This is a genomic window from Microbulbifer maximicatervae (SeqCode), from assembly GCF_052468155.1.
In genome coordinates, this window is sequence record NZ_CP174335.1 from 4483947 (window position 1) to 4509227 (window position 25281).

The 25281-nt window shown below is 47.9% G+C and carries 23 protein-coding genes; 12 read left to right on the top strand and 11 right to left on the bottom strand.

Annotation, left to right across the window (positions count from 1 at the left end; all coding sequences use genetic code 11):
- Positions 1–119 precede the first annotated feature (119 nt).
- The gene (locus ACJJIY_RS19130; protein WP_445358630.1) at positions 120–854 is read left to right on the top strand and encodes a glycine betaine ABC transporter substrate-binding protein; all 735 of its coding nucleotides are present in this window, start codon (positions 120–122) and stop codon (positions 852–854) included.
- Positions 855–881: 27 nt separating this feature from the next.
- A complete protein-coding gene (locus ACJJIY_RS19135) occupies positions 882–1988 on the top strand; it encodes an L-dopachrome tautomerase-related protein (protein WP_444896776.1) in 1107 nt (368 codons plus the stop codon).
- Positions 1989–2032: 44 nt separating this feature from the next.
- Here ACJJIY_RS19135 and ACJJIY_RS19140 read toward each other — a convergent pair whose 3' ends face one another.
- Positions 2033–2239 carry a DUF2905 domain-containing protein gene (locus ACJJIY_RS19140; RefSeq protein ID WP_282933328.1) on the bottom strand — a complete coding sequence of 69 codons (207 nt, stop codon included), beginning with the start codon at positions 2237–2239 and terminating at the stop codon, positions 2033–2035.
- Between the two features lie 122 nt (positions 2240–2361).
- Between ACJJIY_RS19140 and ACJJIY_RS19145 the strand changes: the two genes are divergently transcribed.
- The 4 genes from ACJJIY_RS19145 (at position 2362) to ACJJIY_RS19160 (ending at position 6785) form a co-directional block, all read left to right on the top strand.
- Entirely contained in the window at positions 2362–3528 is a 1167-nt protein-coding gene (locus ACJJIY_RS19145; protein ID WP_445358631.1) for a PQQ-dependent sugar dehydrogenase, read from the top strand.
- Between the two features lie 67 nt (positions 3529–3595).
- Positions 3596–5248 (top strand): amidohydrolase, encoded by a 1653-nt coding sequence (locus tag ACJJIY_RS19150; RefSeq protein WP_445358632.1) that lies wholly within the window; start codon positions 3596–3598, stop codon positions 5246–5248.
- Positions 5249–5452: 204 nt separating this feature from the next.
- Positions 5453–5914: a GNAT family N-acetyltransferase gene (locus ACJJIY_RS19155; RefSeq protein ID WP_444896773.1), complete on the top strand. Its 462-nt coding sequence runs from the start codon at positions 5453–5455 to the stop codon at positions 5912–5914.
- Between the two features lie 238 nt (positions 5915–6152).
- The gene (locus ACJJIY_RS19160) at positions 6153–6785 is read left to right on the top strand and encodes a GyrI-like domain-containing protein (protein ID WP_445358633.1); all 633 of its coding nucleotides are present in this window, start codon (positions 6153–6155) and stop codon (positions 6783–6785) included.
- A gap of 324 nt (positions 6786–7109) precedes the next feature.
- On the opposite strand, the gene ACJJIY_RS19165 is transcribed toward ACJJIY_RS19160, so the two are convergent.
- Positions 7110–9326 (bottom strand): M3 family metallopeptidase, encoded by a 2217-nt coding sequence (locus tag ACJJIY_RS19165; RefSeq protein WP_444942101.1) that lies wholly within the window; start codon positions 9324–9326, stop codon positions 7110–7112.
- An 892-nt stretch (positions 9327–10218) separates the two neighbouring features.
- Here ACJJIY_RS19165 and ACJJIY_RS19170 point away from each other — a divergent pair.
- Both ACJJIY_RS19170 and ACJJIY_RS19175 read left to right on the top strand, forming a co-directional pair.
- Positions 10219–11169 carry a right-handed parallel beta-helix repeat-containing protein gene (locus tag ACJJIY_RS19170; protein ID WP_444896770.1) on the top strand — a complete coding sequence of 317 codons (951 nt, stop codon included), beginning with the start codon at positions 10219–10221 and terminating at the stop codon, positions 11167–11169.
- Between the two features lie 625 nt (positions 11170–11794).
- The gene (locus tag ACJJIY_RS19175; RefSeq protein WP_444896769.1) at positions 11795–12751 is read left to right on the top strand and encodes a right-handed parallel beta-helix repeat-containing protein; all 957 of its coding nucleotides are present in this window, start codon (positions 11795–11797) and stop codon (positions 12749–12751) included.
- Positions 12752–12861: 110 nt separating this feature from the next.
- Here ACJJIY_RS19175 and ACJJIY_RS19180 read toward each other — a convergent pair whose 3' ends face one another.
- The 3 genes from ACJJIY_RS19180 to ACJJIY_RS19190 form a co-directional block, all read right to left on the bottom strand.
- Complete coding sequence (locus ACJJIY_RS19180) at positions 12862–13248, bottom strand: RidA family protein (protein ID WP_444896768.1); 387 nt, start codon at positions 13246–13248, stop codon at positions 12862–12864.
- An 11-nt stretch (positions 13249–13259) separates the two neighbouring features.
- A complete protein-coding gene (locus ACJJIY_RS19185) occupies positions 13260–13766 on the bottom strand; it encodes a VOC family protein (protein WP_445358634.1) in 507 nt (168 codons plus the stop codon).
- A 276-nt stretch (positions 13767–14042) separates the two neighbouring features.
- Positions 14043–15014, bottom strand: a complete 972-nt coding sequence (locus ACJJIY_RS19190) for a LysR family transcriptional regulator (protein WP_444896766.1) — start codon at positions 15012–15014, stop codon at positions 14043–14045.
- A 95-nt stretch (positions 15015–15109) separates the two neighbouring features.
- Here ACJJIY_RS19190 and ACJJIY_RS19195 point away from each other — a divergent pair, with 95 nt between their 5' ends.
- The gene (locus tag ACJJIY_RS19195) at positions 15110–16180 is read left to right on the top strand and encodes an alkene reductase (RefSeq protein ID WP_444896765.1); all 1071 of its coding nucleotides are present in this window, start codon (positions 15110–15112) and stop codon (positions 16178–16180) included.
- Positions 16181–16208: 28 nt separating this feature from the next.
- Here ACJJIY_RS19195 and ACJJIY_RS19200 read toward each other — a convergent pair whose 3' ends face one another.
- The 6 genes from ACJJIY_RS19200 to ACJJIY_RS19225 form a co-directional block, all read right to left on the bottom strand.
- Entirely contained in the window at positions 16209–17024 is an 816-nt protein-coding gene (locus ACJJIY_RS19200) for a DUF817 domain-containing protein (protein WP_413665245.1), read from the bottom strand.
- A 95-nt stretch (positions 17025–17119) separates the two neighbouring features.
- Positions 17120–17827: a hypothetical protein gene (locus ACJJIY_RS19205; RefSeq protein WP_444896764.1), complete on the bottom strand. Its 708-nt coding sequence runs from the start codon at positions 17825–17827 to the stop codon at positions 17120–17122.
- Positions 17828–18632: 805 nt separating this feature from the next.
- A complete protein-coding gene (locus ACJJIY_RS19210; RefSeq protein WP_444896763.1) occupies positions 18633–18977 on the bottom strand; it encodes a hypothetical protein in 345 nt (114 codons plus the stop codon).
- 480 nt (positions 18978–19457) lie between these two features.
- A complete protein-coding gene (locus ACJJIY_RS19215; protein ID WP_444896762.1) occupies positions 19458–20849 on the bottom strand; it encodes a class II 3-deoxy-7-phosphoheptulonate synthase in 1392 nt (463 codons plus the stop codon).
- A 69-nt stretch (positions 20850–20918) separates the two neighbouring features.
- Positions 20919–22109 carry an amino acid aminotransferase gene (locus tag ACJJIY_RS19220; protein WP_444896761.1) on the bottom strand — a complete coding sequence of 397 codons (1191 nt, stop codon included), beginning with the start codon at positions 22107–22109 and terminating at the stop codon, positions 20919–20921.
- 26 nt (positions 22110–22135) lie between these two features.
- Positions 22136–22636, bottom strand: coding sequence for a MarR family winged helix-turn-helix transcriptional regulator (locus ACJJIY_RS19225; RefSeq protein WP_282933355.1), 501 nt, complete (start codon positions 22634–22636; stop codon positions 22136–22138).
- A gap of 273 nt (positions 22637–22909) precedes the next feature.
- Between ACJJIY_RS19225 and ACJJIY_RS19230 the strand changes: the two genes are divergently transcribed.
- The 3 genes from ACJJIY_RS19230 to ACJJIY_RS19240 all read left to right on the top strand — a co-directional run bounded on the left by ACJJIY_RS19230 (position 22910) and on the right by ACJJIY_RS19240 (position 25193).
- Positions 22910–24040 (top strand): homogentisate 1,2-dioxygenase, encoded by a 1131-nt coding sequence (locus ACJJIY_RS19230; RefSeq protein WP_445358635.1) that lies wholly within the window; start codon positions 22910–22912, stop codon positions 24038–24040.
- 76 nt (positions 24041–24116) lie between these two features.
- The gene (gene maiA / locus ACJJIY_RS19235; RefSeq protein WP_444896759.1) at positions 24117–24746 is read left to right on the top strand and encodes a maleylacetoacetate isomerase; all 630 of its coding nucleotides are present in this window, start codon (positions 24117–24119) and stop codon (positions 24744–24746) included.
- A 165-nt stretch (positions 24747–24911) separates the two neighbouring features.
- Positions 24912–25193, top strand: a complete 282-nt coding sequence (locus ACJJIY_RS19240; protein ID WP_444896758.1) for a 2TM domain-containing protein — start codon at positions 24912–24914, stop codon at positions 25191–25193.
- The last annotated feature ends 88 nt before the right edge of the window (positions 25194–25281 follow it).

Consider the following 25281-nt stretch of genomic DNA (forward strand, 5'->3'; position numbering starts at 1 on the left):
CGGAAATACAGAATATTGATTTCTATTAATAGCAGTTTATCCGGTAAATCAAAGCAACCACAATACCCCTATCGCAGTAACTACTGCACAGTCACAAACTTACACTAGGGAGTTTCGGTATGGATAACAGTATTCGCATCGGACACATTGCGCTCTCTTTCCACGAGGCCAGCGCTCGGGAAGTCGCCAAGGTTCTCGAGGCTCACGGCCACCAAACCAGCTTCAAGTCCGCCCCCCATGAGGCGGCCTTCCAGCTGCTAAAAAACGGGGAAATCGACCTTTTAACTTCGGCCTGGCTGCCCTCCAGCCACGAGGTCTACCTGAACCCCCTGCTGGACCAGGTAGAAAAAGTGACCGTGCTGTATGAGCCCTACTGTATCTGGGGCGTGCCGGATTATGTGCCCGAAAATGCAATTGCCAGCGTTGATGACCTACTCAGCGAACCCGCCCTCACCCGTATGGATCGCCTGATCCAGGGAATCAATCCCGGTGCCGGTATTAGCCGCTTTTCCGCTGAAATGATCCAGGCCTATGGCCTCGATAAGGCAGGTTACGAATTCCGACCGGGAACAGAAGCGGACTGCTTCAACCGTTTTGAAGACGCCGTAGCGCAGGAGCGCTGGGTAGTGATCCCCTTGTGGCACCCGCAATTTCTCCACAACCGCTACACCATCCGCGCACTAAAAGAGCCCAAAGGGCTTCTCGGCACTCAAGATGAAGCAACGCTCATCGTGCGCAAAGATGCCAAACAGAAAATTGGCAGCGCCGCCCTGGCTGCACTGTCCCAGCTTTATATCGGCAACAAAAAACTCAGCGCCTTGGAAGATGCGCTGCGCAAACAAGCCAAAAACTAAGACACCGTAAAATTTAAGGAAGTCGCAATGAAGTCCCCGAAAATACTATTTGCCGCACTGGCTCTTGCAGGTGTTGGCAGCTTAGCCTCCAGCGTCTCTCACGCAGCTGAAGCGAAGTCACTGCAAACAGTCACTGAATTCAGCGAGTCCCGCGCTGCCGGTGTCACTGTCACCCCCAATGGCCGGGTACTGGTCAGCATGCACCCACTGGATGCGCCAAAACTAAAAGTACTCGAGGTAATGGCCAACGGCTCCAAGCAACCCTTTCCCAATCGAGATTGGGCGGATGGGTCTGAGCAGGGTGAAGTGGGTTTTGGATCAGTAATTGGCATTCACTCTGACAGCAAAGGCATCGTCTGGATTTTGGATATGGGCGGTGAAAATACACCCGTCCAACTTGTCGCCTGGGACAGCGTCAATAATAAACTGCACCAACAGATTGAAATCTCCAAGTCCGCATTAGTGGAAAATTCATTTCCGCAGGATTTTGCCCTGGATGAAAAGCGCCAAAAAATCTACATCGCCGATATGTCCTTCGGTAATTTTAACGGCGCGACTAAACCGGCAATTATTGTCGTCGACCTGAAAACCGGACGCTCTCGGCGCGTACTGGAAAGCGCTAATGAATTTATGCCGCCAAAGCAGGATCTCATTATCGGCGGAGTTTTGCTGGCGGCTAAAACTGAGGGTGATACGAATAAAAGCCTGCACTTTGGTCTCAATCCCATTGCCCTGGACGACAAGTCTGAATGGCTCTACTTTGGCAGCCTCAGCGGCGATAAAATCTTCCGTCTTCCTGTGGCGCAGTTGGCGGACGCCGATATTTCCGAGAGCAAACTAACCACACAAATTGAAGAGTTTGGCCCCAAAAACCCCAGCGATGGCATTGCTATGGCACCTGGAGGTGGCGTGCTGGTTACCGACCTGCAGAATAACGCCATTGGACTGACCACCCAGGGCAATTACCAAATCCTATTACAGGACAAACAACTCTCTTGGCCTGACAGCCTCGCCATTAGCAATGGCTGGGTATATATCACCCAGGATCAACTTCACCAGCACCCTGCTTTCAGTTCTGGCCTTGGTAATGCCAAGCCACCCTACAAGCTGATGCGCTTCCGCTACACTCCATAAACTCCCTCTCACCGCCAGGAGATAGTTGCCCTGGCGGTTTTTTATTAACGTCGAAATAAATTCACCAGTAAACTCAATACCAAACTAACGATAATCATCGATACAATTGGAAAGTAAAAACGGGTGCGCCCCGACTCCACACGAATATCTCCCGGCAAGCGCCCGAACCAGCTGAATAACCCTGGGGAAAAGTGCAATAGCACCCCAACCAACACTAAAATTATTCCTGCGATAATCAACCAGCGGGACATCCATTCACCTCCCTACAGAGTGATTTAACGCCCTGACAGTTACCCTGGCGCACTGCCTGGACATTCCCCAGTGACTACTCTATCTATGCTCAATCCCGAGACAAATCGATAGAGGCCATGTGGTGAAATACCTCCTTAGTGTAGTTGTCACAATCTGCATCTTTTTTAGCACTGCTGCCAATAGCCAGAATAATCCTTTGATTTCCCGAGGCACTATTCCGCTCGCCGAAGAAGTTACCCTTACTTCAGTCGCCGGCCCACTTGAATACCCTTGGGGTATAACCAGCCTGCCTGATGGAAGTTTTCTTATCACCCAGCGCAGCGGACAACTCAGAATTGTAAAAGATGGAAAATTATTAGCGAACCCTATCGAGTTTCCAGCAGAAATATTGTTTCTTGGCCAAGGGGGCTTGCTTGATATCGCTGTGAGCCCCACCTTCCCTCAAGACCAGATGCTCTACTTCAGTTATGCCATTGGCAATATGGACAGCAACCGACTTGCCATTGGTCGGGCTAAGTGGAATAACGGCAAGTTGGAAAACTTTGAAGAGATATTCAAGTCCGCGCAGGGTAAAAATAACGGCGCACACTTCGGTTCCCGGCTCGCCTTCCTACCTGATAAAACGTTGCTGGCTACCATTGGCGATGGCGGTAATCCCCCACAAGAATTTCTCGATATTTTTGCCAGGGAACAGGCCCAAAACCTGCAAACCCACTTCGGCTCTATTATTCGTATTAATGGGGACGGTTCCATTCCCGACGACAACCCTTTCAAAAACCAAGCAGATGCCCTGCCGCAAATCTGGAGCTTTGGCCACCGCAACCCGCAAGGATTGGTGATCGATCAACAAAGTGGGGAGATCTGGTCCTCCGAACACGGCCCCGCTGGAGGCGATGAATTGAACCGCCTCAAAGCTGGCAGTAACTATGGCTGGCCAAGGGTCACTTTTGGTCGGGACTATCGAGATGGCTCCAATATAGCCTTCAAAATCGAGGATCCAGAATTTACCTCACCCGCACTGGCCTGGCTCGATACCCACGCCCCTGGAGGACTGGCATTCTATACCGGCAATGCCTTCCCCGAATGGAGAGGAAGACTGATTTCCGCCGGGTTAGTTAGCGAAGATTTACGGGTCATTCAGATAAAAGATGATGCCGCTATTGGCGAGCTAAGGATACCTATTGGGGAGCGCGTACGCGACGCAGAAGTTGGCCAGGATGGCAGTCTTTACATATTGACCGATGGCCCCAAAGGCCGTTTACTGCGCATAGATCCAGCAAAACAATAACTCGAACTTCAAGATATTCGACTAGTTGGGGCGAGGTTCAAAGTTCGCCCTATAAGGCAAGCTATCTATGCGTTTTTTCCGCCCCCTTACCGCCACTCTACTTATGGCCACCTCACTGTGTGTTCAGTCCACCACTCTGATTCACAATGTTTCCGGCTACCAAACTACTGATGATCAACTACTCACGTTCGATGCTTTAGCCTTTGATCAAGGCAAGGTACTGGCAACTGGAAGCTATCAACAGCTGGAAAAGCAATTTCCTACAGCCGATAGAATTGATGCGCAGGGTAAAACCCTACTTCCAGGCCTAATTGATGCCCACGGCCATATACTGGGCCTGGGCCAACTCACCGGTGAATTGGACTTACGCAATCACTCCCTTGCACAAGCACTCTCAGCCATCAAGAAATACGCCCGGGACCTGGGGCCCGACGAATGGCTATCCGGCCGTGGCTGGAACCAGGTTACCTGGCCCTGCAAAGCTTTCCCAACCCGTAAACAACTGGATAAATTGGAAATAGAGCAGCCAATTTGGTTGCGCAGGGTCGATGGCCACGCAGGTTGGGCCAATTCCAGGGCCCTGGAGTTAGCGGGGATCGACAAGGAAACCCAATCACCCGATGGCGGTGAGATTCTACGGGATGAAAACGGCAACCCGACAGGCATCCTGATCGATAACGCCATGAGCCTGATGTACAAGGCGATACCCGCACCTACTTTAGCCCAGGAGAAAAAGAGTCTACAAAATGCATTTACCACCGCTCTCTCCCTGGGATTAACCAGTGTGCATGATGCGGGTATCAGCGAACAGACCCTGAACGCCTACCGAGACCTGGCAAATAAGAAAGCCATCCCGTTGCGTATTTACCCCATGCTTTCAGTAGATAGCCACAACTATGCCCAGTTACTTCAGGCGGGGCATATTGGAGAGCCATCGGACCGGCTGTATATGCGCAGCATCAAACTTTCCGCCGATGGCGCCTTGGGAAGCCGAGGCGCTGCCCTGCTGGAGCCCTACCACGACCGCCCTCAGGAAAAGGGGCTGCTGCTCTACCCGGAAGACAAAATGTTGGCTTTGCTCAAGCTGGCTACCGACAATAACTTCCAGGTTAACGTACATGCAATCGGCGACAGGGCTAACCATATCGTATTGAACCATTTGGAAACCCTAAACAAGGCAGAGAGCCAGGCTAGCTATCGTCATCGTGTGGAGCACGCCCAGGTTATTGAGGTGGAAGATATTCCGCGCTTCGCCCGGCTCAACCTGATTGCCTCTATGCAGCCCACTCACGCTACCAGCGATAAGAGTATGGCCGGAGACCGCCTGGGGAATGAACGACTGATCGGCGCCTACGCTTGGCAGACCCTGCTGGAACAAGGCACTTCCATCGCCGCAGGCTCCGACTTCCCTGTAGAACCCGCAAACCCGCTTTTCGGTCTACACGCCGCAGTTACCCGCCGCGACCGTCAGGGAGACCCCAGTAAAGGCTGGCGCACAGAAGAAGCTATGACTCTGGAGCAAGCCCTGCGCGCCTTTACCCTGGATGCAGCCTATGCCAGCCATCAGGAGAAAGTCATCGGCAACCTTGAAGCCGGGAAGTTCGCCGATTTTATTTTGCTGGATAAGGATATTTTTACGATAGCTCCCCAGGAGATCTGGAAGGTACAGGTTCTGGAGACCTGGGTTGAAGGAGAACAGGTCTACCGTAAACCCCTTTAGCCAGTCACTAACCTTCATTTTTCCCGCACTTCAAACCGCGAATACCGGCGAAAATCGGTATTCGCAGAAACAACGACCGCCCCATAATTCACCAAGAGCCTTGTATTGCGGTATTGCTATACTACTTTTTGTGAATACAAGAAAACTTTATTGATAAAGCGCATATAGGTTAATGCCTCAAATAGAAACCAAATAGACCGCGCTATGAAATACATCCAAATACCCGTAAGCGACGCACCTTTGTATCTTCTACTCGAAGCAGATCCCTCAAAGAAGAAAATAGACAGCTATTTACCTGAATCCTGGTGTTTCGCAGCAATTGATGCTGGCGCTGTGGAAGGTATATGCGTAGTAAAAGAAATTGATACCGCAATCGCTGAGATTTTCAATATCTCAGTTTCTCCTGAGGTGCGGCAGCAAGGGATTGGATCAAAACTGTTAAAGTTCTCTCTTTCAGAGCTCACCACCAAAGGGATTCACCGAATAGAGCTGGGCACTGGTACATTCGGTTACCAGTTAACCTTTTATCAACGCCATGGTTTCAGGGTTGACTCTGTTATTAAAGATTATTTTTTGCACAACTATGATCAACCCATTGTTGAAGACGGGGTCCAACACAAAGATATGTTGCGACTCTCACTAGATCTTACAATTAGACGACAATAAAACTGTCTGCGGCATAGTGCCTACCCAAAATGGCAGGCTTGTACCTATTAATCATCGCTCAATCATCACCCAACGCGCCGGGATCAAAGTCGTCATAAAGCCATTCAGTTATAAGTGAAAATTTCCTTTCGCCTAATCTAACTTGACCTGCCAAACATCAACATTAAACCACCCACCTTAAATACTGTATTTATAAACAGTAAACTTAAAGCGACCTAGAAAGAACCAAGGGAATACTATGCCAGTAAAACATGAATGGCGAAAAAAAGAAAAATCCCTCTATCTCCCTAAAACTCTACCTGAAGTTATCGACATCCCCAAACTCAATTACATTACTATTCATGGAGAGGGCAGCCCTGCCGAGGAGACATTCACAAACTGTATCGGCGCTCTATATTCCCTGGCTTATACTATCAAGATGCTTCCCAAAAAAATGGATGAGAAGCCGAGGGGGTACTTTGATTTTACAGTCTACCCATTAGAGGGAGTCTGGGACATCAATGAAAAAGCCAAAGAGAGTTATTCTGGGGAGATCAAAAAAGAAGATTTAATCTATAAGCTGATGATACGTCAGCCTGATTTTGTCGAGCTACCCTTTTTCAAGGAAATACTTAACTACGTTAAGAACAAAAAACCAAATCCACTACTGAATCAAGTTAACTTTGAGACTATTTTAGAGGGGAAGTGTGTACAAATGCTCCACTTAGGGAGATTTGAGGATGAGCCTATCAGCTTTGAGAAAATGGAAGCCTTTGCTAAAGATCAGGGCTTAAATCGCCTATCCAAGGTACACAAGGAAATTTATCTTTCAGACACAAGAAAAGTTGCACCGGAAAAATTGAAAACCGTATTAAGGTTTCGGGTTAGCTAAATAATGGCTTATTTTCACCCCCACAGCCAACTTTTATCATCAGATCCCCCCAGTATCCCAAACCCTATTTGGGCACCAGCTATACACTAACTCTTATCAAGAAACCCTCCAATTCTGAAAGCCATTTATTAAGTTATACATCAGGAATATATTCAAGGTGTTTATGTTTCCAGCTAAGTTAATTAGCGCCTGCGGCTAAACAAGTAAAAGAACTTCACAGAGGGTGAGATCAGAAACCAGCTGAAATACTCACAGACCAAGTTAAATCAATAAAAAAAGCCGCATCGAAGGATGCGGCTTTTTTGTCACGGGGACTATTGCAAATTAGTCCTTAACAGCTACCGTGCTCGCTTTCTTTTCAGGGATCGGGAAGCCACGATCGCGCATTAATGCTTCGATATTAGCATCGCGACCACGGAAAGAGCGGTAAGCGTCTGCCGGGTCCAGCGCATTACGAGGAGCGAACAAGTATTTCACCAGTCTCGCCGCCACTTCCTTATCGTAGAAGCCGCCTTTGGACTCGGCGAAAGCCTCAGAGGCATCAGAGGTCAGCACGTCGGCCCACATGTAGCCGTAGTAGCTGGCCGCATAGCCTTCACCGGAGAAGATATGACCAAAATGAGGAGAGCGGTGACGCATCACCAGTTCATCCGGCATACCCAGCTTCTTCAAAGTTTCACGTTCAAACTTGTCCGGATCGATACCTTCAGGATCAGCGGTGTGGAATTTCATATCCACCAGTGCAGATGCCAGGTACTCAGTAGTGGCAAAACCTGAATTGAACTTAGCCGCCTTCTTGATCTTCTTCACCAGATCCGCAGGAATCGGCTCACCAGTTTTGTAGTGCACCAGATAATTGTCGATAACCGCATCGGTAGACAACCAGCGCTCCAGCAGCTGAGACTGGAACTCGGTGTAGTCACGCACACCGCCATTTAAGGTCGGATAAGTAACGTTGGACGCGAGGAAGTGCAGCGCATGGCCAAACTCGTGGAAGAAAGTCTCTGCATCATCCCAACTTACCAGTACAGGCTCACCGGGAGCGCCCTTGATAAAGTTAGAGTTGTTGGAAGAGAGAACGTTCTTCTTACCATCGAAAGTGGAGTGATCGCGGTACATGGTTGCCCAGGCTCCAGAACGCTTACCTGCACGAGCAAATGGGTCCAGGTACCAGAGGCCGATATGATCGCCACTCGTCTTATCGGTAACTTCCCAGACCTTAACATCTTCATGGAATACCGGTACTGAGCCTTCCTTCACTGGAGTGAACTCAAAATTGAACAGCTCTCCAGCCACATAGAACATGGCTTCACGCAGGTTATCCAGCTGCAAGTACTGTTTAACTTCATCGGAGTTCAGGTCGTACTTGGCCTTGCGAACTTTTTCTGCGTAGTAGCGGTAGTCCCAGGGCTCAATAGTGATATTGGCTTTCTCGGCATCAGCCACAGCCTGCATATCAGCCACTTCTTCCTTCACGCGACCAACTGCCGCCGGCCATACCGCTTCCATCAACTCCATGGCGCGCTCAGGCGATTTCGCCATACGATCGCGCAGGCGCCACTGAGCGTAGTTGTCGAAACCTTGCAGGCCAACACGTTCGTCGCGCAGCTTCAGGATTTCAGCGATGATAGCGTTGTTATCGTGCTCATCACCATTGTCGCCACGGCTGTAGTAATTGGTCCAAATCTGCTTACGCAGCTCGCGATTGTCAGAGTAAGTCAGGAAGGGATCCATGGAGGAGCGGGTATTGGTAATAGCGTACTTACCTTTTTCGCCCTTCTCTTCCGCCAGGGCCGCCGCAGCAGCGACAAAGGAATCCGGCAGGCCACCCAGCTGATCTTTAGTCAGGAAGATGTCGTAGCCTTCCTCATCAGCCAGTACATTATTGGAGAACTTTGTATAGAGTTCCGCCAAGCGCTTATTGATTTCTGCATAGCGCTCTTTCTTTTCCCCTTCAAGGGTGGCGCCATTGGTTGCGAACTGGGTATATACCAGCTCGACTACACGCTTCTGCTCAGCGTCCAGGTCCATCGATTCACGCTGATCATAGATAGACTTGATACGCTTAAAGAGGGCCTTGTTCTGGTAAATCTTGGACTCGTAGTCAGCCCACAGAGGTGCCAGTTCGCGCTGAACCTCACGGAATTCCGGGGAGGACATATTGCCGGCCCAGATCCCATAATAAGAAGATGCACGCCCCAACTCTGCACCACTGCGCTCCATCGGAACGAAAGTGTTGGCGAAAGTAGGCTTGGCAGGATCGGCGGCTATGGCGTCCAGCTCTGCCAGATTCATCTCAATACCCTTCTCAATTGCGGGCTTGAGATCTTCAAGATTCATCTTGTCAAACGCAGGAACACCACCAAAAGGACCTGTCCACTCCGCCAATAGCATGTTACTGGCGTGCTCAGGACTAACAGCCATGGACTTCTCGGCATTCACGGTATCTTTGACCACCTCAGCCTGTTGTGTCTTTTCACCACAACCGCCCACTACCGCAAGAGCTGCGGCCACGGATAGTGCGATCATTGTTTGACGCATCGGTATCTCCTCTAGGATAGAGCTTTGTAATAGTTTTAAGAGCGGGAGTTTAACCCCAGTTGGCCTATGCCCGCCAATACTACCGCCATTCTCAGCCAAGGCTGCGACAGAGTGAAGGAAATACACGACGACTTCCTTCAGCTTTGACCATATGGTCTAGGCGTCCCACACCTCTCCTACTCAATGGTCCCTTCTGAAGGAACCAAATCAAAAAATTCGGCCCATATCGCCTACCCGGTCATAGTCAGCTTACTTCCATCACCATCAGAAGCTCACTTAACCCCAACAGAAACAAAGCCTTCGGCAACAAGCTATTGCAGCTCCACATCCTTGTTTGTCTTTTTAAAAACTAAAGAGTATTACCTCGCACCTAAAACTGATGCTTTAAATCAGAGGAGCCCCCAGCAGGAAACCAAGTTTCATTTAAGACAATTAGCGACCAATAAAACCGCCCCTAAACCAAACACAAACACAAACAAACACCTTTAAATATATTTAGGGAAACCTGTTCCCATTTATAATTAGATAAACTTTCCCCCATTAAAAACAGTCACCTCAATATAAACCCCTTGACTACCGGAAATATTCCCCTGCAGAGAAATGTAATTAGCGACAACCGATAAAAACATCAGAATATTTGCCATACGTATCAATGCATTTCGGAAATAAATCTATAGACGCCAAGCAACGGCGCTTAACTTATCCGATTTTTTATAATTATTTCCATTAAAAAATACTATCAAAACCTCAAAACAATATTTATCTAATCAAGATAAATCGGGCAATATTTAAACAAAAAGCAGGCGCTCCTCTTCAGACGCAAATATCAACCCAGAAAACCTGGCTTTTTATTCATATATTCGCCCAACTGATTAAAGGTAGAGATAGACTCATGCAAAAGAAATACATTTTACCACTTAGCGCAGCTCTTGCGGTTTTATCAATGGGTGTCGCCACAGGCTCACAAGCTCAGGCGGTTAGCTGCGGTGACGTAATAACCACTCCGACCACCCTCGATAGTGATTTAGTGTGCACTATTGCTGATGAATTTTCTGTCGCAATAGCAATTGAAGGGCCATCTGGCAGCCTTTCAATGGGAGATTACAGTTTGACCTGTTCCACCAATAAATTTGGCACAGGTATTATTTTACTGGAAAGTGGTGCCCGGCTTAGCGGGGGTAGCGTAATCGGTTGCGGCGACGCTGTGACTGTTGTAGGTGATGGTGGCCATTATGTTACAGGTGTCACTATCACTGATTCTGGTAATAATGCTGTTTATGTCAAAAGCAATTTCAATGTAGTCAGCAGCATGACAATCACTGGAGGTAGTGGGGTTGTGGATGAAGGTATCCTAATCCAGGGTAACAACAATCTCGTCAACAACAATTTTGTTGGAAATACTGACAATCCTGGCATCGAAATTACAGGAGCCTACAATCATGTTTATTTTAACGAGGTCTATTTTTGTGCAACCGATGGAATTGTAGCTGGCGGTATTTTTTCACGTGTAACCCACAACACATCCAACTTCAATGGTTACCAAGGTATTTCAGTTGCTGGTAGCTACGGCACTATCGCGCAAAATAAGATTACAGATAATGATTTTGCGGGAATCCAGATACTACAGGGCGAATTCAATAATATTGCCAATAATAACGTTGTTGATAATGGCACTTATGGGATATATATTGCGGACAGTATGCCCACCGACAATACGATTTCTGGCAACTTCTCCAAGGGCCATACCTACGACTTATATGATCCAGAAAACTTTGCTTGCATAAGCAGCAATACCTGGATAAACAATACATTCACAACTTCTGACCCGGGCTGCCTCGATTGAATTGATAATTTAAGACCATATAAGCATATGGCCAGAAAAAAATCATTAATTGAGAATTTAAATGTACAAACGACCCTCTTTTAATTTCAAAAAGAGGGTCACCCTTAAACACACGACAATATCAACTAGGAAAATATACCGCAATCCTCTACATGTTAATTAACACAGGCAACAACGGATAACCCTACCTATCACTTTCGATCAGGTTCTAGCATAGTGAGTCCGCAGATCTTATTCTGGCATAAGATTTATATATTAATGTCTACAACCCCATGTACAACACTAGCGAACTCGGTATAGAAATAGAGATAATAGGGGCGCTCAACTAACCAATGGTAGTATTAACGGATTATATTTCAGTGTAGATAATCCAGTTTTCACTTCAAACAAATCATAGAAAACAATATATTCACAATATCTAACTCCTACTGTCTTGATTATGTAAACCAGAAAAATGAGGAGCTTTATATAATTTTCTGATAATTACACACAGGCCCCAGACACACGCAAAAACCACCAAAAACTCCGTAGCGCTATAAAAGATATAGACAGCTAATACTGCCTCATTAAAGTATATCACCGTATTAATATCTACACTTCTTATAGCTGTTAAAAGGAGTTACCCATGTTCTACCCTATCCAATACCCTAAAACCCTTTCCATGACTCTATTTACTTTAGGTGTCTCCCTATCATTAACGGTCAATGCCGTAGATTGCGGAGATGTCATTACCGAACCCGCCACCCTAACCGAGGATCTAGTTTGTGAGTTTACGGATGCTCCTGCCTTAACAATTCAGGGGCCAACTGGAAGTCTGTATATGAATGGACATTCCTTGACTTGCTTAGGATCAGATGCAGGCAATGGAATCGTGCTTATAGGCACATCAGCTGAATTATCCACCGGAACAGTAAATGGTTGCAATGACGCAGTTTTACTCTTAGAGGCGGGTGGGCACACTGTATATGGCATAAATGCATTGCTTCCACTGGACGATGCCATTGTTGTAAGCAGTGATAGCAATATCGTCACAGGCAATTATACACTTGGTGACGGGAATGACTCAGATGATGGAATCGATATCAATGGTAACCTTAATTTTATTTCCCAAAACATCATTGAGTTATCCGGTGACGAGGGCATGGAAGTTGACGGCACTTCCAATACAATAATCGGCAATACTATTACTGGGTCCGACGGTGATGGAGTCGAATTAGATGGGGATTTTTCAATCTTTGTCTCGAACATTGTACAAGACAATGACAATACAGGTATTGAAATTGAAGGAAGCTCATGCACCGTTTCGAATAACACAACAGTAGAAAATGGATCTTCTGGAATTTCATTAGAATTTTCCGCATCCAACAATGGCATCAGTCAAAATACCAGTAGTGACAATGGAGCTTACGGTATATTAGTTATCGGTGTTAACGCCATTGGCAATAACATTGTCTTTAACACTGCCACAGGAAACGGCTTATTCGACCTTGAAGATCTTTTTGAGAGTGAGGATTGTAGCGTTAACAATAACCTTTGGTCAGGCAACACCTTCTCATCCGCGGAGCCAAGCTGCCTTGAATAAACCCTAAGTTACGTCTGCCGGGGTTATTAGCCTTTAAACTAAGGCAATAACCCCGCCCCCCTTTACTGCCAATGCTACTATTTCAGGTCGGCATTACCCCCCTTTTCAAATTAACTTCCAGAGACAACGGCATCCATCTCAATCTCCACTAACCAATTAGAGTCAATAAACCCCTTAACCTCCACAAAAGTACAGGCAGGGCGAATATCTGAAAACAGTTCCCCATGTGCCCTGGCCGCATCTTCCCAGCGCTTTATATCAACTAACATAATCCGGGTTCTAATAACGTCAGGCAGAAGTCCACCAGCCTCCTTCAGAGCAGTGACAGCAATATCCAAGCAGAGTTTGGTCTGGCCATAAACATCACCGATAAAGGCAGTTTTGCCCTCTGATATAGGAGCGGTCCCCGATATAGCGATTTGCCCCCCGATCCTACAGGCTCTTGAAAATCCTATGGGATTCTCAAGGTATGAACCGGAACTTACCAATTTTCTCACTTTAACTCTTTCTAACGAGTAAATACGGCTATTTTATTTCCATCCAAATCCCTAAAATAGGCCCCATAAAAAGATTCCGAATTCCTATAGCCTGGATCACCTTCAGATGTCCCTCCAAGTCCAAGCGCTATAGAAAAAATCTTATCGACTTTATCAATACTGCCAACGTTAAGGGCTAACATTGTACCGTTACCAATACTCGCCGGCTTTTCATCATAGGGAGCAGTAACAGCAAGTTTTGTGGAGGAGCCTTTAAACTGCCAGAAAATAACTGTATCAGAGTGATAAACTTCCTCTGCAGCAATAGGGGCTAAAATCTTGCAATAAAACAGCCCCGCCCTGGGCAAGTTATTTGTACCTAAGGAGCCTCTGATTAACTCCGTAATGCCTCTGCGGGTCTTGAAGGCTGCAGATGTTAGGCGCAGCTCGCCGCGAATGGCCGTAGCCCTTTGCAAGAGTTGCAACGCAGCAGATGCGGCCTTCAAGGCCCGCCCTTCGGGGCTTGCAGAGCGATTCACACTCCGCGTTGCGACTTCTTGAAAGGTCTAGACATTCCTGCGAAGCCGCGCCTTGATTGTGAACCGCTCTGCATGCCAGAGGCATCATGGAGTTATTCAGAGGCTCCCTAATGTTATATGAGAAATCATGTCGTAAAGCACCCTATTGGAAAAGTAAAACCTAAGATTTTATGGTCTAACCGCTAAAGCAACTACTGTATTTCAAAGTTTTCAATCCGTGATCAGGTCTCTATTTAGTGAGAACGGCACCTCCAGATTATTGCCCCTACCTAAAATCTACAAATTCCCAGTAGTCAACGGGCAGGTTTCATATTGGCACAGCTGGTGATCAGGACCGAACTCAAACCGGCCTTTAATTTCATTTAAATACTCCAACAGTACCGAGACTCTCTTGGGCTTATTGACTCCGGGCCGATAGACTACATAAATTGGCATAAATATCGCGTGCCATTCGGGAAATATTCGTATTAACTCCTGCTTCTCCAACTCGCAGATCATGCTGTTAACCGGAATTTGAGCTATTCCCACCCCGCCAGCAGCAGCCCTTATTGCCGTTTCTGGATTGCCACAATGGAAGTTACTTCGCACTTCGATAGATTCCGTTTTGTTTTCGGATACCAGAGTCCAAAAAGCAGACTCAGGGGAAGTCCCGGCTGTAATACAATTGTGCTGCCTGAGCTCCTGGGGTGACTCAGGTATTCCGTACTCCCTTAAATAGTCCGGACTGGCTACCAGAACCTGAGTCGTATACCCGATTTCTTTCGCCACCAAACGGTCATCGGCGATCTGCCCGACACGAATTGCCAGGTCTATACCCTGAATAAACAGGTCATCAAAAGTGTTGGATAGCTCCAGCGAGATTTGGGCTTTCGGCCACTGCTGGAGAAATGGAGGGAAAATATACTGGGCCAGGTAGCTCCCCATGGCCGGGGGGGCCGATACACGCAGCAACCCCTGTACTTGCTGCTCTATCTCCCGCACATCCTCGCGCAAGGATTTAAACTCCTCCACCAGTAAAGAGGCCCGGCGAAGGGTAACCCTACCCGCATCAGTAATCTCAATTTTCCGTGTAGAGCGCTCCAGCAGCTTGGCTTGCAGTTGCTCTTCCAGCTTCGAAATGGCTTTGCTCACTGTAGATTTGGGCAGCCCCAGCTCCTCGGCACACTGGGTGAGACTCAGCAGTCTGCAAGTGGTCACAAAGATCGATAAAGTTCGAAAGTCTATAGTTTCCAAATCGCGAACAATCAATTTCAAAACACCTTATTGTTTCCAATAAGCTGTGAGCTTAGTCTGTGCGCCATCGATAGACAACTGCTTTTCGTGACAACATTGAGGCACACAAGATGACTGCGACACAGGATCTGTTTACAGGTATTCAATTAGGTGATGTGAAGCTTGCCAACCGTGCGGTGATGGCCCCCCTGACCCGCGCAAGAGCTGAAAACCACGTACCTACCCCTTTAATGGCTGAGTACTATGCACAGAGGGCTGGCGCCGGCCTGATTATTGCCGAGGCAACTATGGTGGCAGAGGGAACTTCAGCCTTTATTTCTGAGCCAGGTATCTACTCCCAGGAACAGATCGAAGGCTGGAGACAAGTGACTGACGCCATTCACGAGAGAGGCGGCAAGATATTCCTGCAACTTTGGCACGGTGGGCGAGCCAGTCACCCCGATTTGAATAATGGCACAACGCCGGTTGCAGCCAGCCCAATCGCCATTGACGATACGGTTCACACACCGAACGGAAAAAAACCTTACACCACCCCAAGATCCCTTGAAACTGTGGAGATCCCAGGAATTATCGCGGCTTTTAAACAGGGAGCAATCAATGCTAGAGATGCTGGCTTCGATGGAGTTGAGGTTCATGGTGCAAACGGCTATCTCTTGGACAGTTTTTTGCGGGATGGCTCAAACCTTAGAACAGACGAGTACGGTGGGTCTTTAGAGAATCGTGCACGCTTGCTGTTTGAAGTTCTGGAGGCCGTTATCGAAGTTTGGGGCTCCGGCAAAGTTGGATTGCGAACTTCTCCCCTAAACGGATTCAACAGCATGCGCGATAGCGATCCTGAGGGACACACTCGCTGGTTTGCATCAAAATTGAATGAATATAATTTGGCCTACTGGCACTTGATGCGAGCCGACTTCCTCGGCGAGCAACTCGGAGATGTATTGACTCCAGCAAGGGAACTGTATCAGGGCAATCTGATTGGCAATATGGGGTACGGGCGAGATGAGGCCAATACAGCCATTGGGCAGCAGCAAGTAGATGCGGTTGCCTTCGGCGTTCCATTCCTGGCGAACCCGGACCTGCTAAAGCGTTTTAAAGCCGATGCGAGCTTAAATGAAGCAGACCCAAACACCTTCTATACCGGTGGCGCAAACGGATATACCGATTACCCCACAATGCCCTAACCTTTAAGGAGCAAGCAGCTAGGTCGCCTTAAGCGGGCGACCTGCTTTCCGTACTCGGAGCACCAGCAGTCTCGGAGCGGATCTTCACGTTATTAATCAGTGAGACCAGTACAAAACTCAGCAGCATCAGTAGATACCATGAACTGAGCTTCGCCAGAGATACCATTTGCCATTCATGGGATTGATTAGGGTAAATCCATATATTTGCAAAAGTAGCAATATTTTCAGCAAACCAAATAAACAGTGCTACCAGCAACCACCCCAAAAGAAGCGGCATAGAGCGATGCTTTTCAACGACCTTAAAGTAAATATTGGTTCGATAAAACAATAACACTGTTCCCGCTAGTAACGCCCAGCGGAAATCCCAGATATAGTGATGTGTAAAGAAGTTGACATAGATAAACACAACCAGAACAACTGTCAGCAATTTCGATGGATAGTGAGAATATTCAAATTCAAAAATTCGCCACACTCGAGCAATGTAACTGCCCACTGCGCTATACATGAACCCTGTAAACAGTGGCACATTACCAATCCCAAAGAAGTACTCTTCCGGGTAACTCCATGAGCCAATAGCGTCAGATGTCTTAAATATCTCCATGACGGTCGCAACGACATGAAATACGACAATAACTATTGACTCCCTGAATGTTTCCAGTTTTGTAGCTAGAAGAAAGACCTGAAAGGCTATAGCAGCCAGAAAGATAAAGTCATACCGGTGAATCGATTCCAGTGGATACCAATAGTTGGTGACAATCATAATTCCCAGCAAGAAGCCACCGAAAATACAGGCATAAGCCTGCCTCAAGCCAAACAACCAGAACTCACGAATATATCGTTTCAAATCCACACTTGATAACACTGCAAACAACACCTAAGTGGAAAATTTCTGTGGCTTCAAGCCTACCGATTCCAATACCTTTCTATTTTTAGAAAAAATTATCTGATATTTATGTTTTTAAATCCAAACTCTTTACTCCCGGCCTTAAAGCCGAGATTCAAGATTTCAGTATAGTTCTCAGGGACTTCAAAAAACACGATTTCCAGCTCGGCCTCAGAACCGCGGGGAAGCTCCAGATATACCATTCCCCTCACTTCCTGCCCACCCCTAAATGCCTCATACTCCTTGAAGACAGCGCCATCTTTCATAATCAGGCGCCAGGAGGAAAGCCTTACTTTTTGCCGACTTCTCCGATTAGTCACGGTCATACGGCACTGCACTGTACCGCCCTGCCTTACACAATTATTGTGATGAATCTCGACCCCTTGCAGGTAAACAGCACCACCTTCAGAAGTCGTTTTTGGAAGACCCGCAACAAAATCCGGACTGTGATACTCCTTCCCCAGAATAAAAAATGAAAAACAAGAGATCGAATAAGCCAAAACCACAACCACACCAAATAGGTAGCGATTTTTTAAGTAGCTCCAAATACAAAGAGATAGAGAAGTGCACACAATCACAATAGCCATAAAGGCTACAAAATACTCAGGGCGCCATATGCCGTATAGGTAAATCATGGGCTCAGGAAATAGATACTGGGTAAGTGCCCATAACACTGCTACTAATGCCGACAATACGCCCAATATTTTTGCAGCAAAAAACTTCCTGCGACTGACTGAGTAATGTCCCTTTACCATATCTGTCATTTTGCTTTATCCCTATACAACCAGCGTCAAGCTGGTTAGCTAGCACTGCTGACAAGTCACTTAAGCTTCAAGCCAGCGCAAAATGGTACATGATACAGATTTAAAGACCGAAATCGATTACACCTTATTTCTCTGCTTTAACGAACATGATAAATCAAGGACTACTTCTATACTATTCAATTACCTTGTATAGCGGTCTCTTTGGGTATGAGAACAACTTAATTACATCAAATTTTAGTCATGCCGGTTGCATGTGAAGGGAGCTGTAAGGTTAGGAAACTTAATAGAAAGTGCCCGATGGGAGCTAAACCCCTCATCAATAAAAATAAAGCACAGCCCGCAACGATAAGAACTCCTTCCTCCTGCACTGTGGCAGTCCATATATATAGGTTATACAGCTGCTAATACAACACCCTATACAACTAGAAATGATACTAAGAAAATGCTCAATAGAGCCAAAATAAATGGCAACAATAATCCAATATAGATTTTATTGAAGATAACCCAACCCCAACATAAAAAGGAGATGCCCCCACCCCCTCCTTTTACCCCCTCCGGAACAGCACCCTTTTCTATCCGGAATTACTAGCAGTATTAACATCGAAATTTTGGGCGCGAATTTCATTTTTCCAATGTTGGCCACTCAATCAGACTGACTTTAAAAATACCTTCATCAACCTAAACAACCAAACTAATCATCTCTACCGCTTGAATCACTGCTATACCAGCCATCACCTAGATTTCTGCCAAACGAACAAACCTCCCCACCCTAGAATCAACACTCAAGTCAGGGGAGGGCGAACATTTAAACTTGTACGCGACGGATTACTCGAAAACCACTAGAGCAGCTATCATTCCAAACCTGAATATTTACTTCCTTTCCTGTCGAGTAGGCAAACAGCAAAAGAGAAATTACTTGATTTACATCACTTCGGTCGGCATCTACAGCAAATACAGCCTCATTTCCAACACCATTACTACATCCCGCCGGGTTTTCGGAAACACTTTCACCTACTGTAAAATATGCATCTCTATCTGAATAACCGGCATTAACGTGAACCACATCAAGCCCACCGATATAGGTATATTCCTCTGCCGAAACAGATAAAGAGAAGAGGGTAACAATCAAAAATAACATTCTATTTAACATAAAGATTTCCCTTCAAAACTAACATTGTAAAATTATTAAATTTCCACTTAGTACCAAATATTAAATAAGCCAACGGGGAGCTTGTTACACAGAGGAGAAAGCACCACCCCCTCCAACTGGGACAACATGACTCCACCTGTAAACATCTGAGAGTTTAATCTATTAAAATTGCCCTCCCTGCAACACTATCCAACCTTAAAAGGTTAATCTAAAACAACCCGCCCCACAAACCCCGACCCTCTGAATTGGAATAATGCTAGGCCCCCTCAAATACTCCCCACAACATAAGCACTCAAAAATGACTTTAAAGGCAATTAGTATTTTCTATGTATCTACAAGTGGAACACTTATTCGGAGGCAACACAATAAATTCAGCGAGATCAAGAATTCCCCAAGTAAAACAAAAAACCTCTTACTAAGACTTAAGTTTAATATAAGAGGTTTTATACACGGGATTATCTGATTAAAGCGAACTACAAATCAAGCAATTCGTCCAGCGCGCAACCATTCAGAAACACAAAACGCCAGCTCTAGCACCTGATCGGCATTCAGCCGCGGATCGCATTGGGTGCGGTAGCAACTGGCCAGGTCTGCTTCAGAAATTTTCCAAGCTCCACCGGTGCACTCAGTGACATGCTGTCCGGTCATTTCCAGGTGGATACCGCCGGGATGGCTTCCCTCGGCCCAGTGTACCGAGAAAAAGTCGCGAATTTCCCGCAGGATTTTTTCGAAATCGCGAGTTTTATAACCGTTACCCGCTTTAACAGTATTACCATGCATGGGATCAGTACTCCATACCACCGAGCGCCCCTCCGCTTGAATGGCGCGCACCAATGCAGGCAATTTTTCTCCCAAAGTATCGGCGCCCATACGGGTAATCAATGTAAGGCGACCGGCATCGTTCTCGGGGTTGAGCTTATCGATCAAACGCAGCAACTCATCCGGTTGCATCTTTGGACCAACTTTCACCCCAATCGGGTTGCAAACGCCGGAGAGAAACTCCACATGAGCGCCATCCAGTTGCCGAGTGCGTTCACCAATCCACAGCATATGTGCGGAGCAGTCATACCATTTGCCAGTAAGGCTATCGGTTCTTGTCAGCGCTTGCTCGTATTCAAGTAATAGCGCCTCATGAGAGGTATAGAGTGAAGTCTCACGAATTGCGGGAGAGTTCTCTGAGGTAACACCACATACCGCCATAAACTCTAAAGCTTCCTGAAGGCGTTCCGCCAGCTGGGCATACTTTTCCCGCTGAGGGTTATTTTTCAGGAAGCTGAGATTCCATTTGTGCACCTGATGCAGATCAGCCAATCCCCCCTGGGCGAAAGCTCGCAGTAGGTTCAGGGTGGCTGCCGATTGGTTATAAGCAGTTACCATCCGCTGAGGGTCAGGTATGCGCGCTTCAGCGGTAAAATCAATGCCGTTGATAATATCGCCACGGTAGCTGGGCAGCTCTACACCGTTCACTGTCTCGGTATTTGCTGAACGGGGTTTGGCATATTGGCCGGCCATTCTCGCAACTTTCACCACCGGCAGGTTACCGGCAAAGGTGAGCACGACAGCCATCTGCAACAATACCTTGAAAGTATCGCGAATGCGGTTTGCATTAAAATCGGCAAAAGATTCAGCACAATCACCGCCCTGCAAAAGGAAGGCTTTCCCCTCGGCAACCTGAGCCAGCTGACGGCGCAGCTCGCGAGCCTCTGCCGCAAAAACCAGGGGCGGATGACCAGAGAGCTGTTTAGCCACCTGGGCAACATCTTCGGCAGACGTGTATTGGGGCTGTTGATGTGCGGTGAAGTTTCGCCAGCTCTGGGGGGTCCAAATTTGGGTGGGGGATTCGGGCACTGGGACTCCTAGCTCAACTTCCATCTTTCACTCTTACTTCTAAAGGATAAATCTTAAGGGTGAGCATATTGCTCACCCCCAAATGTGCCGAATTTACAGCACGCTGGCAACAGCCTTACAGAAGTATTCCATATTATTGGAACTCAGGCCGGCAATACTGATGCGACTCGAGTCCACCATATAAATGGAATAGTCCTTTTGCAGCTGTTGTACCTGTTCGGGATTGATACCCAGGAATGAGAACATCCCTTTCTGCTGGCGGATAAAGCCAAACTCACCGGCAGCACCCGCTGCGGCGAGTCCTTCTACCAATCCAGCACGCAAACCGTTAATACGCTCGCGCATTTCGGTCAGCTCAGCTTCCCAGTTCGCTTTCAGTCCCGCATCAGTAAGAATAGATTCTACAATGGCAGCACCGTGGGAAGGTGGCATGGAATAGTTGCCACGAATAGCGCTCAGCATCTGGCTATGGCCTTTATCGGCGGCTTCGCCATTCGCATAAATCACCATAGCCAGGCCGACACGTTCGCGATAGAGGCCAAAATTTTTCGAGCAGGAAGCTGCAACCAGCATTTCTGGAACAGATTCAGCCATCAAGCGCAGGCCGTAGGCATCATCTTCCAGGCTCTCGCCAAAGCCCTGATAGGCCATATCGATAAACGGCGTGAAGCCCTGCTTTTGCGCCATCTCCGCCAACACTTTCCACTGCTCACGGGACAGATCCGCACCACAGGGGTTATGACAGCAGGCGTGGAAAAGAACAACGTCGCCCTCACCCACATCTTTCAGGGTCTCGACCATTTTGTCGAACTGCAAACTGCTGGTAGCGCGGTCGTAGTAGGGGTAGCTCTTGATTTGCAAGCCCGCATTACCCAGAAGCGGCACATGGTTAGCCCAAGTGGGGTCACTCACCCACACGGTTGCCCCAGCTTTGGCGCGATTAATCAATTCCGCCAGAACTCTTAAAGCACCACATCCACCGGGAGTTTGAGCTGAGCGAACGCGACCGCCCACCAACGCGGGGTGCCCGGCACCCAGTACCAGCTCCTGCATGGCGGTGTTGAAACCCGGAGTTCCGGCCGGGCCGATATAGGCCTTGGTTTCCTCACCCTGTAATAAGCGGGTTTCGGCTTCCTTGACGGCTTGCAAGACAGCGGTATGGCCTGCCTCATCTTTATAGACGCCCACACCGAGATCAATTTTGCTGGGGTTTTCATCCGCGCGGTAGCTGGCCAAAAGGCCCAAAATCGGATCTGGCGGAAGGCTGTTTAAATGCTCAAACATCTGAAAACTCCTCTTAGTTATCTCATTTATTCATCAACGAGGCCGCGCTCAGACCATTCCTTCGCGCGCACCATTAACTTATCAATAATGCTATCCAGTTGTTCCCGCTCCTCAGTGGAGAGGGATGCCATCAAGTCATTCTCGTACTGATGGGCCAGCGGCACTATGCGAGCATAAATATCACGCCCCAGCTCCGACAGGTTCAGCACTTGCCGGCGCCGGTCACCGGGATCTTCACTGCGTGTAATGTAGTCATTCTTTAACAGGGAAGAGACGGCTCGACTGATTGCGACCTTGTCCATCGCCGTCTGCTCAACCAGCTCGGCGGCAGATAAATCGGGAAAACGACCCAGAATTGCCATCACCCGCCAAGCGGGAATGGTGAGGTGGAAGCGCGCACCATAAGCTTGCGCAATAGCATTACTCACTCGGTTGGAGAGTACCGAGAGGCGGTAGGGTAAGAACTTTTCGAGGCGCAGCTCGTCGTTCTCAACAACGGTGGGTCGCGTGTTTTGTTCGATTGTCATAGCTGCCCTCAAACCTGCCTGCTCGGGTGTCCCGGTTGTACCTGATACTCAATTTAACTAACATTGGTTTCAAATGTAACCACTATCGGCACAAATACTTTCTGGAAAAGTTACCGGGCCATACGAAAAAATGGCCGGACAGTATAGGTTTTTTTGCGCCATATTTGCGAACTAATTGGGTCTATGGCGCAAGAAATTTGCGTGTAAGTGGCGCTGAGATGCTCAATTTTTCGCCACACCTTCGAACCATCCGCACAGAAGCGAGGCCACGCCATGAAACAGTGGATCAGCTTTCCGCGAACGGAAGGAAATACAAGCCGCCAAGCCCATGCAGATTTCCCACCCAACAGCTTTGAAAGGGAAATGGGCAAAGAGGGTTTTTTTGGGCCCTGCACCCACTTCTACCATCGTCATCCCCCCACCGGCTGGAGCCAGTTCGAAGGTCCACTGCGTCCCCACGCTTTTGATGCCACGCAAATGAAGCACAATGGAACAAGCCCCTGGGATCAAAAGCCGATCCTGCGAAACCAGGATAGCCAGGTCGCCCTCTGGACCTGCCGGGAGCCTATGGATCATCTGGTACGCAACGCTGACGGCGACCAACTCCTGTTTATACACAATGGGAGCGGCGACTTGTTCTGTGATTTCGGCCATCTCTCTATTCGCGATGGGGACTATATCCTGCTGCCCCGCGGCACCTTATGGCGCCTGACGCCGACAGAGGATGAGCCACTGGAACTATTGATGGTGGAGGCGATAGGCAGCCATTTTCAGCTCCCCGAAAAAGGGATCCTTGGCCCCAATGCGATTTTTGACCAAGCGATGCTGGATGTGCCTCGTATAGATCAAGCCTTTCTCGATCAACAGGGCGATGATGAGTGGCGGGTTGTGGTTAAGGCCCGGCAACAGCTGTCGACCATTACCTACCCCTTCAACCCACTGGACGCCTGTGGTTGGACTGGGGACAACCTGGCCGTTTGCATCAACTGGCGCGATATACGCCCACTGATGAGCCACCGCTACCACCTACCCCCTTCGGCTCATACCACCTTTGTCGCACAAGGTTTTGTTGTAGCGACTTTTGTACCTCGCCCGATTGAGAGTGACCCGGGCGCACTCAAAGTCCCCTTCTTTCACAACAATGATGACTTTGATGAACTCATCTTCTATCACCGTGGTGACTTCTTTAGCCGCGACAATATTCATCCGGGGATGCTTACCCTCCACCCCATGGGATTTACCCACGGCCCCCACCCCAAGGCATTTGCTACCGGGGCCCGGCATGCGCGCAAGGAAACCGATGAAGTTGCTGTAATGATCGACAGCCGCACCCCCTGGGATATTCTCCCGGATGCCCATGCCGTGGAGCTAACAGATTATGTAAACTCCTGGAAGCCAAAGTGAATACAGCGCATCCAGACAACACCAAGAAGGCTGACATTCAAACAGCCAAACGCCAAAACAAAGAAAAGGAAAGAGAATGGACCTTTACGGATACTTTCGCTCATCCGCCAGCTACCGAGTGCGTATCGGGCTCAACTTGAAAGGCCTGGAATACGAATATCACCCGGTAAACCTGCTCAAGGGAGATCAGCACGGAGACGACTACCGCACGCTGAATCCACACGGGCTACTGCCAACCCTGAATGATGGCGAAACCAGTCTCACCCAATCCCTCGCCATTTTGGAATGGCTGGATGAAACCCATCCAGAACCAGCGCTACTTCCAAAAGCTCCTGAAGCCCGCGCACATATCCGCGCGCTCGCGCAAAGTATTGCCAGCGATATTCAACCTATACAGAACCTCAGGGTTCTGCAGTACCTCCAGGCTGAACTCAAAGTCAGTGATGAGCAAAAAATTCAATGGATTCAGCACTGGATACACCTGGGCTTCTCCGCAATGGAGAAGCAATTAAGACCCGCGCCTTTCGCCGCTGGAGACAATCCAGGGTTGTTCGAGTGTTGCTTACTCCCGCAAGTATACAGTGCAGAACGCTTTGGCCTGGATATGACCCAGTACCCCAAAATCCAGAAAATCACAGACGCTTGCAATGAACTGCCGGCCTTTATTAAAGCCCACCCTTCAGAACAACCAGACTGTATTGTGTAGTACCCTTTTATGGATGCCTGGTCTCATCGGGCATCCTACATACACTCGAAAATTTCACTACTTGCCACATTTCATTGCCTGTGGTTAATATCTCTATCCAAACTTGAAAACAACTCGAATAATAATATTCCCCACTGCTGTAGCTAATCAGCCGAGGTCATCAATATGAACTCCCAAGACCAGATCTCCCTCAAAGAAAAAGAAGTCATTAAGCATGTCAAGAAGCTGAAGAGCTTTTACCAACACCTAATCACCTATTTATTAGTTATCTCGGGACTAGTAATTGCCAACTTAATACTCGCCCCCGGATACTTATGGTCACTCTGGGCGGCATTTGGCTGGGGTATAGGGCTCGCCTCCCATGCAATTAGCACCTTCAATTTATTTAATTTCTTTGGTGAAGATTGGGAGAGAAAGCAGATAGATAAGAGAATGGGGCGTAAATAGCAATAAATCGTGTGCGATGGGGCATCGCCAAATACAAGCATATGCTTTAGATGTTAGAGTACTTTCCCAAAGTACTCTTCTCCTAGCC